Below are 12,336 nucleotides of genomic sequence, written 5' to 3'. Positions count from 1 at the left end.
GTGGTGAGGACCTCTTTCTCATCCGCGTTGGTGCTCAGGTTGCCTGGCACCGAAGATTCCGTGGCGTACTCGGGAACCACACCCCGCGAAGGGGTGGGCTCGAAGGGGACCCATCCCAGGCCCTCGAAGTACAACTCAGGCCACGCGTGGGCGTCCCGGGCGTCAACCTCATACTCGGGGAAGGATCCCTGGCCCACCAACGCCACCGACTCGCCTGTGAGACGGCCCGGCGCGTAGCCCACCGCAATCCTGCTGGGGATGCCTTCAGCCCGTGCCATGACGGCCATGGCGGAGGAAAAGTGGACACAATACCCGCTCTTTACTGCCAGGAAGTCAGCCAGCACCGACAGGCCGTTGCCGTCATAGCCATTCTGAACAGGAGCCTGGAGAGAGTAAGTGAAGTCGCCCGACCGCAGGTACTTCTGGATGGCCAGCGCCTTGGCATAGTTGCTCCCTGCCGATGCCGTGACAGTATCGGCGGTCTGCCGCACAATGTCCGGTAGGTTGCCCGGAATACGCAGGAAGTCCTCCGAAATTCCCCGCGGAACGGCACTGGCCCGGGAAAGGGACTGTGACGTGATTTTGGGAGCCGCGGAGAAAACCACATACCGCTGCGCGCGGGTGGTGGTCTCCGTGCTCATGATGCTCAAAGTGTTCGGATCCCACGTCCATTGTCCGTTGAGGCCGTTCACGGATGCCGGCGCAAACGGAGCAGGGAGGTAGGGGCTGGTAAACAGGCCGGCGTTGACGGACGTCACGGCGTTGACCACCTCGCCCTGCACTGCGTAGCCGGTCTCGATCCTGTCCGCACCGGACCTGCGCGCGGCTGCACGATCATCAGGGGCCCAGGTTTCGCCGTCGAAGTTGTCAACGGTGACAGACCTCAAATACAGGGGACCGCTGGCGCTGGTGGCATAGGTGATGCGCCCTGACCCGGTGGGACTGCGGAGGCTGTTGCCCAAGGTGATCATGGGGTTGAGCCCATTGGAGGTTCCCCAAGGGCTCAGGCGTGAGCCCTGCGGAAACGTGCCTGTCTCAAAACCGGGAATCACCAAAGGGACGGTCATGGTCAACGCCAGCGCCAGGCCTCCGGTAACCACCGAGCGCCTGAACTGGCCCGCGCCACGTCCCGAACCGGACTGCAGCCTCGCATCCGGGGCGAACCAGTGGCTGCACCCGAGGATCAGCAGGTACCCCACCGCCGCCCCGATGAATCCGGCGACTCCCACGCTTTGGGGTTTGATGGTTGCCGGCACCACCATCACGGCCAGGAGACCGATGCCGCTGGCGGCCGGCATGGACAGTGGAACGGCAAGGGCATCAATCAAGATCACCAGGAGGCCCAAGCAGGCGCACATGACGAAGACGATCCCCGCGTTAGGCGCAACAGGCGCGCTTTCGGACACCACCGTCTCCGCGGCCCTCTTGATATGCCGCCCGACGGCGGTGAAGGTTCCGGTGGTGGGGATGAACCCTGCCAGGCTTTCCTGACGGCAGAAGGTGAAGCTGAGGACGCCGGCCAGCGAGGCAAACGAGGCCAACGTGACCAGCAGCGGCTGGGCACGGAGAGCCCGGAGCGCGGCAAGCGTCAGCGCAACCACCACCACCGTGGTGATCAGCGGCATGAACCACGCCCAACCCCTGAGTACACCGTTCAGGGACAACGCAGCGCCAAGAACGGCCACCGAAACCGACCCCGCCATGGCCCAGGGATAGGGACCCGCCCCCGGGACCTGCGGCCGTGGCGGCCTACCGCTTGCAGGCGTGCCGGCGGCCCCGTTCGGTTGGGCCGACGCGTTGGGGGATCCGCGATGGGATGTGGCTGTCATCGGGGCACCGCCGCTCCACGTCGGACATCCATGGCTGCGTCGGCGGCGGCCACAATCCCGCCGTCATCGAAGGCTGACCAAGCTGCGGTCAACCGGGTTCTTGACGTGACGGCGAATGCCCTCCAACCTGCCAGGCGCAGAATTTCCAGAACTTCCTCGGTGTTCCGTGAAGCATCGGTCATCACCAAGGCGAAGGCGTTGGCGCCGTAGCCCGCTGCAGGGGCAAGCGCGCGTGCTTCTGCGAGTGTGAGGTTACCCACCAGGGCAAGGAGGGGACCTCGCAACCTGTGCGCTGAGAGTTTGTCCATCAGGCGATCGTTGAAAGGAACATCAGTGGTGTCTGCGCCTGCCGGGCCGGGGGCAGCTTTGTGTTCTGAACCCGATTCCGGGTCTGCGTGCTCGGTCCGGTGGTGCTCGGTCCGGTGGTGCTCGGTCCGGTGGTGCTCGGCCCTGGTGTGCCTGGGCCCGCTCAATTCGACAGCTGCCAAGGCTTCGGCGATGGTTTGAAGGCCGCCCGCGCCCGAGAACTCCTCCGCGTCCGGGTCCGCGGCCGAGCGCGAACGGTGGAACGCCGGGCCGCCGAACGAGTCAAGGAGCCGCAACGAATAATTGCGTTCCGCCAAGTGCGCGGAGATGGACATCGCTGCCGTAACAATCCATTCAAAGTTGGTACTGGTCACCAGATCCGAATCTTCGTCGTGGCCTCCGAACACGGACCCGTTCCCCGAGGCAAGGGCCGTAAACCTCTGGTCCAGGATCATGGTGGCTTCCGGCGTGGTCACCGACTCCTCCTGACGAACCATCAGCTGGCCATGGCGGGCGGTAGCGGCCCAATGTACGCGCCGCATGGGATCACCGTGCCTGTACTCACGGGTCATGATGTCATCGTCGCTGGGGTTGGCCCGGATGCGGGTTGCCGTCACGCCGTCATTGCCACGCGCCCCGGCGAGGCCCGTTACGGGAAGCTCGACGGCGGCAGGGGTCACGGTGAGGATGTCGCCGTCGTCAATTGCATGCCTTCGCAGCGATAAGCCGAAGGGGTCGCTGAACTCGGCCGTGACCGGCCCAATCCGGAACTGTCCCCGTTTGCCCGAGCGAAGGTGGTACTCGTAGCGGCTGGTGCCCCCGGTCGCTGATCGGGCCGGGAACCGGAAAGCGGGAGGCTCGCCGAAACGGGGAGGCAGCTGCTCCTCCATAATGACCTGGCCCGTGGCATAGGAAGAACGGGCCACGGCCAGCCGAACGGTTGTGGTGCTTGAGGTTTCCACCGTGGAGGGGTTGAACTCCCGGTACACCTGGAACTTGGGTTTGAGCACCCGGACCCCGGCAAGCGCCACCAAGGGCAGGAGAATCAACAAAACGGCCAGAGACAGGAGATCGCGCCTGCCCATGACATAGGCGCACCCCAGGGAAAGGGCCCCGGCTGCCAGGAGACCCCAGCCACGGTTGGTGAATAAGTGCTTGGGAAGCCGATCCATAAGCGCCATCGGGGTGTGTCTCCTAAACGCTGTGCCTGTCCCTGCGCCACGCGCCGGGCGGTTCCTGGGCCACGGGAAGGGAAGCGAAGATGCCGCGGAGAATGCTCTGCGGGGTATCGCCTGAACTCGCGGCCTTACGATCCAGGATGATGCGGTGGGCAAGCACCGACTCTGCCACGTCCACCACATCATCAGGGAGGACAAAATCGCGGCCATCCAGTGCGGCCGTGGCCTTGGCTGCACGCAACAATTGCAGCAGGGACCGGGGGCTCGCACCAAGGCGGAGGCGGGCGCTGTCCCGGGTGGCACGGCCAATTGCCACCGTGTACTCCTTGATGGCTGTGGAGACGTAGACCTGTTGGACGGTGGCGATCATGGCGGCAACATCGGCGGCCGTAACCACCGGAGTCACCTTTACCAGGGGCGAAGAGGCCTGATGAGTCTCCAGCATCTCAATCTCGGCATCCTTGTCCGGGTACCCCATGGAGATACGCGCCATGAAACGGTCACGCTGGGCCTCAGGCAGTGGGTAGGTGCCTTCCATTTCGATCGGATTCTGCGTGGCCACCACCATGAAAGGCAAACCCAACTGGTACGAGTGGCCATCAACAGTCACCTGGTGCTCCTCCATGCATTCAAGGAGCGCGGACTGGGTCTTGGCCGAAGCACGGTTGATTTCATCACCAATGACGATGTTCGCGAACACGGCACCGGGGCGGAACTCGAACTGCCGGGAAGACTGGTTGTAAATGGACACTCCGGTGACATCGGACGGCAGCAAGTCCGGAGTGAACTGGATTCGGGACACCGTGCAGTCCACACTGCGCGCCAACGTTTTGGCCAGCAAGGTCTTGCCCACACCCGGGACGTCCTCCAAGAGAAGGTGCCCCTGGGCGAGAAGGACCGTCAGGGCGAGCTTTGCGGCGTCCGCTTTCCCATCGATGACCTTATTGATGGAACCCAGGATGCGCTCGCTGGCATCATGGAACCGCTCCGCGTCCATCACATGCGGCCTATGCCCGTTGTGTCCTGCCCCGTCCCGCGGCAGAGGACTGTAGGCCTCGCCCTGGACAGGCGAAGGTTCAACGGTGACTTGTCGCTTGGACTCCATGAATCGCCCTTCAGCCGTGGCCCCGGCAACAGCAATCTTCGCTTAACGCTGTTGGTGTTGGCCGCTTGTCCGTTCCAGACTACCCAGTCATTGGCCGCCTCTGACATAGTGCTTCCGAATTTATGTGGCAAAGGGAATTTATCCGGCAGAGCTTCTTCATGGCCCAAGGGGGACCGCAGTCCGATTAAGGTGGAACCATGTGCAATTCCCTCGCCCCCGCACGCTATAGGGCACCGTCCCCCTCCACAGAAGAAAAAGATTCGCGCCGCGAATACCCGCCGGCGCCGGAGCCGCTCCCCGTGGCGGTCATGGACAACCACACCCACTTGGACTTCAGGCACGGCCTGATTGAAGTCTCAGTGAGGGATGCCATGGACTCGGCGGAAGCTGTGGGTGTGCAGGGGGCCGTGCAGGTTGGATGCGACCTCGAATCGTCGCGATTTACCGTCCAGGCCGTGGAAGCCGATTCCCGGCTGCTGGGGGCCGTAGCCATCCACCCCAACGACGCCCCCGAGTACGCGGCCCGTGGGGAGCTGGAATCGGCCCTTGCAGAGATCGAGGAGCTGGCCGGCCACCCGCGGATCCGGGCCATCGGTGAGACAGGACTGGACTTCTTCCGGACCCACGGTGAAGGTCTGGCACACCAGCGCTACTCGTTCCGCCGCCACATTGACATTGCCAAACGGCTGGGACTGACGCTGCAGATTCACGACCGCGACGCCCACGACGACGTTGTTCAGGTTCTACGGGAGGAGGGCGCCCCGGAACGCGTTGTTTTCCACTGCTTCTCCGGAGATGAAGATTTGGCCCGCATCTGTAACCGGAACGGATGGTACATGTCGTTCGCCGGGACCATGACGTTCAAGAACGCAGGCAATCTCCGCGCCGCCTTGTCCATCGCCGAGCCAAGCAGGATTCTGGTGGAAACCGATTCGCCGTTCCTCACGCCGCATCCCCACCGCGGGCGGCCGAATGCCAGCTACATGGTTCCCTACACGGTCAGGTCCATGGCGGACGTGACAGGAGATGACTTGTCCGAACTTTGTTCGCGGTTGGCCGAAAACACCCTGAAAGCCTATGGATCCTGGGCCTAAAGCGGCTCTTTTCACTCCTGCACGAGCCGTGACACTGGATACCCGGTATGCACGTTTCTTGGACCGTTTATAACGGATCGGTTACTGTGTTAAACAAGTAGCCGGGGTCGGGGAAGGCCTTCGGACAACTGCGCCGGTTCATTCCGGGGCAATAAGTTCAGTGTTTTTGGCGGCGCAGATGCCGGCAGCAAGAGTAGGACCAGGCGTAATGCCTGGCCCTTGCGTTTTTGCGGTCGGCCTTATTTTTGCGCTTTTCCCCGTGCCCGGATGGTCTGAGAGTAATGGGCGATCGTGATCAAGTTCTTCACAACGGATGGCAAGTTCAGTTTCCTCAAAGTAGGTACCCAGTTGCTGGTAGTCGCAGCCCTGGTGGTTGGTGTTGTGGCCTTTGTGGGCAACAACAAGACCGTCACCCTCAACGTGGACGGCAAAGTGAGCTCCATCCAGACCTTTGGCGGCACTGTGGACCAAGTGGTCAAAGCAGCCAAGGTGGAGTTGAAGGACGCAGACCGCGTTTCCCCGGCCCTTGACGCCAAGGTCGACAACGGCTCGGTAGTTAACGTCAACCTGGCCAAAGCCGTGTCCATTGAGTTGGACGGTGCCCGGAAGACTGTGAACACCACATCCCCTGACGTTGCAGGCCTGGTGAGCGAGCTCGGCGTAGCCAGCTCCTCGGAAATCTCCCAGCCCAAGGAAGCGTCCTTGGAAGTAACCGGTTCGTTCGTGTCCATTTCCACTCCCAAGACCATCAGCGTGGTAGCTGACGGCAAGGACACCAGCACCACCACGACGGCGGCCGACGTCGCCACTGTGCTTAAGGACACCGGAATTGTTGTGGGCGCCAATGACCGCATCTCCCAGCCGGGCAATGCTCCGATCGTCCAGGACATGGTGATCAAGGTCTCCCGCGTGGACACCAGCAAGACCGCTGAAGCCACCGAAGAGGTTCCCTTCGAAAGCATCAAGAGCGACAGTGAAGAGCTGTTCAAAGGCGAAGAAAAAGTGACCCAGGAAGGCGTGGCCGGATCCTTGGTCAAGACCTTCAAACTGGTTCTCGTGGACGGCCGTGAAGCCTCCCGCACCCTTGTCTCCAGCAACGTAGCCACCCAGCCGGTGGCAGAGAAGATCAGCATCGGCACCAAGGCACGCCCGGTGGCCACTCCCGCTCCGCAGGCAGCAGCAGCAGCCGCAGCACCGGCAGCCAGCGGGCCCACCGGCGCCCCGAACGAAGCCATGTGGGACAGGATCGCTCAGTGTGAATCGGGCGGAAACTGGTCCATCAACACCGGTAACGGGTACTACGGCGGCCTGCAGTTCTCCAGCCCCACATGGTTGGCAAATGGTGGCGGAGCTTACGCACCCAACGCCAGCCTGGCCACCAAGGCACAGCAAATTGAGATCGCCAACCGCCTCTACGCAAAGAACGGCCTCAGCGACTGGGGCTGCGCCCACGCGGCCTGACCCCGCACAGGCGATACGATACCTAGGTGACTGAACCGAATTCCGAACCCGCCGCCGTCGCGCCTTTGATGGGTGCCACAGATATCCGACGGCTCGCCGAGGAAATCGGTGTACGCCCCACGAAAACCCTGGGGCAGAACTTTGTGATCGACGGCAACACCATCCGCAGGATTGTGTCCGCCGCCAACATCGCCGATGGCGAGACCGTACTGGAAGTAGGCCCAGGGCTTGGCTCGCTCACGCTCGGCTTGCTGGACGCGGCCAAGGCGGTGGTCGCCGTCGAAATCGACCCCGTGCTGGCGGAAAAGCTGCCGGAGACCGTGCGTGCATGGCGGCCCGGAGCCGAAGCGAACTTCCATCTGGTGCTCTCCGACGCCATGAAGGTCACCGAACTTCCTCTGCCGCCCACCGCGTTGGTGGCCAACTTGCCTTACAACGTGGCCGTGCCCGTGGTGCTTCACCTGCTTCAGCATTTCCCCAGCCTTCAGCACGGCCTCGTCATGGTCCAGGACGAGGTTGCGGATCGCCTTGCCGCCACCCCGGGATCCAAGATCTACGGTGTCCCGTCGGTCAAGGCAGCCTGGTACGGGCACATGCGCAAAGCCGGCGTGATCGGAATGAACGTCTTCTGGCCCGCACCGAAAATCCACTCCGGCCTGGTCGCCTTCACCCGGCACGACCCCCCGGTAACGCACGCCACCCGTGAGCAGGTATTCGCCGTCATTGATGCTGCCTTCGCGCAGCGGCGGAAGACACTGCGCGCTGCCCTCGCCGGTTGGGCGGGAAGCGCATCCGAAGCCGAGCGGTGCCTCGTAGCCGCCGGCGTTGACCCCACAGCGCGCGGCGAGGTCCTGGACATCAATGCCTACGTCAAGATCGCCGAAGCCCGCCACCCCGTGGACGCATGACCCCGGGTAACCGCAAACCCAGCAGCCTCCCGTATGTGGGGGAACGCTTTCATGCCCGCACAGTCCGGGTCAAAGCCCCGGGCAAGGTCAACGTTTCCTTGAGCGTGGGCCCGTTGCGCCCCGACGGCTACCATTCGGTTGCCAGCGTGTACCTGGCGGTCTCCCTCTACGAGGAAGTGGCTGCCACCAGCACCGAAGCTGAAGGGATCACCGTCAGCATCAGCCCGGACAGCACGCTGGACCTGGACGGCGTGAACATCCCCTTGGACGAGCGGAACCTCGCATACAAGGCCGCGGCCATCATGGCGGAAATGTCCGAAAAACCTACGGGTGTCCACTTGGAGATCACCAAACGTGTCCCCGTGGCCGGTGGAATGGGTGGCGGTTCAGCAGATGCCGCAGCAACCCTGTTGGCCTGCGACGCTCTTTGGAACAGCGGCCTCTCACGCGAAGAACTCGCGCATCTGGCGGCCGAGCTGGGCGCAGACGTTCCGTTTTCGCTCCTGGGAGGCACCGCCGTCGGGCTTGGCGTGGGAGATAAACTCTCACCCGCGCTGGCCAAGGCGCAAATGGACTGGGTGCTGGTTTTTGCCGACTACGGGCTGTCCACCCCTGATGTCTTCCGCACGCTGGATGGACTTCGGGACTCGGAAGGCGTTGAGATTCCTGAGCCCGTTGACGTGGATCCCACCATCCTCCAGGCCCTGCGCAACGGAGACCCGGAGACCCTTAGCAGGGTGCTGATCAATGACCTCCAGCGGGCTTCCATCACGCTGGCGCCGCAACTCCGCGACACCATCGGACTTGGCGAAGCCCGAGGTGCCCTGGCCGGCATGGTCTCAGGCTCCGGGCCTACCATCGCACTGCTCGCCCGGGACTCGGTCTCCGCCACGGTTCTTGCTGAAGAGCTGGGTCACCGTGGACACAATGCCCTGGCCGTGCACGGCCCGGTTCCCGGCGCCCGGATCATCTCCGATACCCTCCTGTAGTACCCTCCAGCTCCTGTACCCCCGCATTCCGGCAGTAGAAAGTAGTACCCATTGGCCCACCTGCTTGGCGGCGAAAACCTCACCGTTTCGTTCGCGACCCGCACTGTCCTTGACGGCGTAACCCTCGGCTTGGAGGACGGCGACCGCATAGGCATGGTGGGGCGCAACGGTGACGGAAAATCGACGCTCATGCGCCTGCTTGCCCTCCGCTCGACGCCCGATTCCGGTCGCGTCACCAAACGCGGTGACGTCAACGTTGGCTACCTGGACCAGGGTGACGTGCTCGACGGCGACCTCACAGTGGGCGCCGCGATCGTCGGCGACCGCGCGGACCACGAATGGGCCGCCAACGCCAAAATCCGTGAAGTCATGGGCGGACTGGTGGGCGACGTCGACTGGCACGCCAACGTCCACGCCCTCTCCGGTGGCCAGAAACGCCGTGTTGCGCTGGCCAAGCTCCTCATCGAAGACCACGACGTCATCATGCTGGATGAACCCACCAACCACCTCGACGTCGAAGGCGTCGCCTGGCTGGCCCGGCACCTAAAAACCCGCTGGCGCGCCAACCAGGGCGCCTTCCTGGTGGTCACCCACGACCGCTGGTTCCTGGACGAAGTCTGCAACTACACCTGGGAAGTCCACGACGCCATGGTGGACATGTTCGACGGCGGTTACGCCGCCTACGTTCTGGCCCGCGCCGAGCGGGACCGCACGGCCGCCGTCGTCGAAAACAAACGCCAGCAGCTGGTCAAAAAGGAACTGGCATGGCTCAGGCGCGGCGCTCCTGCCCGGACCGCCAAGCCCAAATTTCGCATCGAAGCCGCCAACGACCTCATTGCCGACGTGCCGGATCCCCGCGACTCCGTGGCGCTGAGCAAAATGGCCACCGCGCGCTTGGGCAAGGACGTTCTGGACCTGGAGAACGTGACGCTGGACTTCCTGGATGGAGACGAAGGGCAGAAGCTCTTTGACAACATCACGTTGCGGTTGGCCCCGGGCGAACGGCTGGGGCTGGTGGGCGTTAACGGTGCCGGGAAGTCCACGCTTTTGAAACTGTTGAACGGCGAAATCCAGCCGAGCTCGGGCAAGGTAAAACGCGGCAAGACCGTAGTCACGGCCGTGCTCACCCAAGATGTCAAAGAGCTCGACGAAGTGTCGGACCTGCGCGTCATTGAGGTGATCGAACGCGAAAAGCGCTCCTTCAGCGTGGGCGGCAAGGAATTCACTGCCGGCCAGTTGGTGGAGCAACTCGGGTTCACCAAAGAGAAGCAGTGGACCCCCGTTTCGGACCTATCCGGTGGTGAGCGCAGGCGGCTCCAGCTCCTGCGCCTGCTGGTGGGGGAGCCCAACGTGCTGATGCTCGACGAACCCACCAACGACCTCGATACCGACACCCTTGCCGCCGTCGAAGATGTTCTCGATGGTTGGCCCGGAACTCTGGTGGTAGTCAGCCACGACCGCTACCTGCTGGAACGCGTCACCGACAACCAGATGGCGTTGCTGGGCGACGGCAAACTCCGTGGCCTGCCCGGCGGCGTGGACCAGTACCTCGAGCTGCGTGAAGCCGCCCTTGCCTCCGGCGCGGTTGGCGGTGGCTCAGGGGCTCCAACTTCTGCCAGCGGCGGTTCTTCAGGCCCGGCCGCTCCGACCGGTGCCAGCGAGGCAGAGAAGCGCGAAGCCCGTAAGGACCTCAACAGGATTGACCGCCAACTCGGCAAGATCTCGCAGCAGGAAGAAAAGCTCCACGCCCAAATGGCAGCGAAGTCCGAATCCGGCGACTTCGACGCCCTGGGGGAGCTCAACGCCAAACTGCGCGAGTTGCTCGATGAAAAAGAGGGCCTGGAACTGGAGTGGTTGGAGGCCGCCGAAATCCTCGGCGAGTAACGCGGCTCGGGCCTTTCGTCGTCGCGGCGGCGGAGCGCCACGCATCCTGAGCGTGCTGCTCCTTCGCCGGCGTGGCGGCGGAGCGCCACCCATCCTCCGCGTGCTGCTCCTTCGTCGGCGTGGCGGCGGAGCGCCACCCATCCTCCGCGTGCTGCTCCTTCGTCGCTTTGACGCACGCTTCCGGATGCCTGCCGCTCCGCCACAGTGTTCCCAACGCTCACTCACTTCCCTCGGGTTTGAGGCCGACGCTCACTCACTTCCCTCGGGTTTGAGGCCGACGCTCACTCACTTCCCTCGGGTTACTGCGCTGGTTCGTAGCCTATGAGCCAGTGCAAGCCGTGGCGGTCGATGACTTGGCCGTCCGATGCGCCCCACGGTTTCGGCGCCAGTGCGTCCAGGATCCGACCTCCGTCGGCGAGTTTGTCGAACCATTCGTGAAGGACCTCGGGGTCGGCAGTTCCCAAAAGGGAGAGCATGGCACCCTCCATGGCCACCGACTTCTCGCCATCCGCAGCGTCGGATCCTCCCAATGAGACCCTTCCGCTGAGGACACCGTGCGCGATAGCGTTCGCGGGGCCGTCCGTACGACTGAACTCAGCGTACGTGTACAAAGAAAGCTCTCCACCGAAAATCTGCGCGTAAAATTCAAGCGCTTCGCGCGCTGTCCCGGGGAAATTGACATAGAGCTGCGGTGCTGTCATGAGCTCATCCTACAAACCAGAATCGAACGGCATTCCAGTGACACGTTCCAAACTCGCTTGTCCACTGGGGTTAAGGGCTTGGGATGTGCGCGGGCGTTGGGGTTAAGGGCTTGGGATGTGCGCGGGCGTTGGGGTTAAGGGCTTGGGATGTGCGCGAGGGTTAGCCGTCGCTGCGTAGCCCGGGCTCTTTTTGCAGCCCGGTCAGGCCGTTCCAGGCCAGGTTCACCAAGTGGGCGGCGACGGCCCGCTTGTCCGGCGTGCGGCTGTCGAGCCACCACTGGCCGGTCATCGCCACCATTCCCACCAGCATCTGCGCGTACATGGCGCCATCTGCTGCGCTGAATCCCCGGCGGGCAAATTCGTCGGAGAGCAGGTGCTCCACCCTGGCGGTGACATGGGTGAGCAGCGTGGAGAAGGCGCCCTCAGGCTGCGAGGGCGGAGCATCACGCATCAGGATCCGGAAACCGTCGGTGCGATCTTCGATGTAGCCGAGCAGTGCCAGCGCGGCCCGTTCCACCAGCACGCGGGGCTTGGCTTCGGTGCTGAGGGCCTCGGTGATGGAGTCCAGCAGGATCCGAAATTCGGTGTCCACCACTTGCCTGTACAGGCCTTCCTTGGATCCGAAGTGCTCGTAGATCACGGGCTTGGAAACACCGGCGGAGGCGGCTATTTCTTCAATGGTGGTGCCGTCCAGGCCACGGGTTGCAAAGAGTGCGCGCCCGATGCCGATCAGCTGTGATTTGCGCTGCTGCCCGGTCATCCGTACGCGCACTGCAGGAGCGTTGGTGACGCGCTCTGCGGGCTCGGAAGCGGCCGACGGCCGGGGGAGTTCAGTGCGGTTGCTCACGTGACCATCATGCCCTAAGTAGCCTCTGGAAGGG

Annotated in this window: 10 protein-coding genes; 5 read left to right on the top strand and 5 right to left on the bottom strand. The window is 63.5% G+C overall.

What is annotated here, in order from left to right; translation table 11 throughout:
• The 3 genes from BACI9J_RS15120 to BACI9J_RS15110 form a co-directional block, all read right to left on the bottom strand.
• A partial coding sequence (locus BACI9J_RS15120; protein WP_236558704.1) for a transglutaminase family protein occupies positions 1 to 1,829 on the bottom strand: 1,829 nt, incomplete at its 3' end.
• Complete coding sequence (locus BACI9J_RS15115) at positions 1,826 to 3,316, bottom strand: DUF58 domain-containing protein (protein WP_159735100.1); 1,491 nt, start codon at positions 3,314 to 3,316, stop codon at positions 1,826 to 1,828. The genes BACI9J_RS15115 and BACI9J_RS15120, both read right to left, overlap by 4 nt.
• A 13-nt stretch (positions 3,317 to 3,329) precedes the next feature.
• Entirely contained in the window at positions 3,330 to 4,418 is a 1,089-nt protein-coding gene (locus BACI9J_RS15110) for an AAA family ATPase (RefSeq protein WP_159735099.1), read from the bottom strand.
• A 197-nt stretch (positions 4,419 to 4,615) separates the two neighbouring features.
• Between BACI9J_RS15110 and BACI9J_RS15105 the strand changes: the two genes are divergently transcribed.
• From BACI9J_RS15105 to BACI9J_RS15085, 5 genes are all read left to right on the top strand, one after another.
• Positions 4,616 to 5,512, top strand: coding sequence for a TatD family hydrolase (locus tag BACI9J_RS15105; protein WP_159735098.1), 897 nt, complete (start codon positions 4,616 to 4,618; stop codon positions 5,510 to 5,512).
• Positions 5,513 to 5,803: 291 nt separating this feature from the next.
• Positions 5,804 to 6,973, top strand: a complete 1,170-nt coding sequence (locus BACI9J_RS24700; protein WP_159735097.1) for a resuscitation-promoting factor — start codon at positions 5,804 to 5,806, stop codon at positions 6,971 to 6,973.
• A gap of 26 nt (positions 6,974 to 6,999) precedes the next feature.
• Positions 7,000 to 7,881, top strand: coding sequence for a 16S rRNA (adenine(1518)-N(6)/adenine(1519)-N(6))-dimethyltransferase RsmA (rsmA, locus tag BACI9J_RS15095; RefSeq protein WP_159735096.1), 882 nt, complete (start codon positions 7,000 to 7,002; stop codon positions 7,879 to 7,881).
• The gene (locus BACI9J_RS15090; protein WP_159735095.1) at positions 7,878 to 8,870 is read left to right on the top strand and encodes a 4-(cytidine 5'-diphospho)-2-C-methyl-D-erythritol kinase; all 993 of its coding nucleotides are present in this window, start codon (positions 7,878 to 7,880) and stop codon (positions 8,868 to 8,870) included. The genes rsmA and BACI9J_RS15090 overlap by 4 nt, the downstream gene beginning before the upstream one ends.
• 51 nt (positions 8,871 to 8,921) lie before the next feature.
• Positions 8,922 to 10,754, top strand: coding sequence for an ABC-F family ATP-binding cassette domain-containing protein (locus BACI9J_RS15085; RefSeq protein WP_159735094.1), 1,833 nt, complete (start codon positions 8,922 to 8,924; stop codon positions 10,752 to 10,754).
• Between the two features lie 299 nt (positions 10,755 to 11,053).
• Here BACI9J_RS15085 and BACI9J_RS15080 read toward each other — a convergent pair whose 3' ends face one another.
• Positions 11,054 to 11,455, bottom strand: a complete 402-nt coding sequence (locus tag BACI9J_RS15080) for a VOC family protein (RefSeq protein WP_159735093.1) — start codon at positions 11,453 to 11,455, stop codon at positions 11,054 to 11,056.
• A gap of 160 nt (positions 11,456 to 11,615) precedes the next feature.
• Positions 11,616 to 12,215, bottom strand: coding sequence for a TetR/AcrR family transcriptional regulator (locus tag BACI9J_RS15075; RefSeq protein ID WP_159736490.1), 600 nt, complete (start codon positions 12,213 to 12,215; stop codon positions 11,616 to 11,618).
• Positions 12,216 to 12,336 lie beyond the last annotated feature (121 nt).

Source organism: Arthrobacter sp. 9V (assembly GCF_902506065.1).
Taxonomy (GTDB): domain Bacteria; phylum Actinomycetota; class Actinomycetes; order Actinomycetales; family Micrococcaceae; genus Arthrobacter.
The sequence above is the reverse complement of the archived record's forward strand: the minus strand, read 5'-3'. Positions and strand labels throughout refer to the sequence as shown.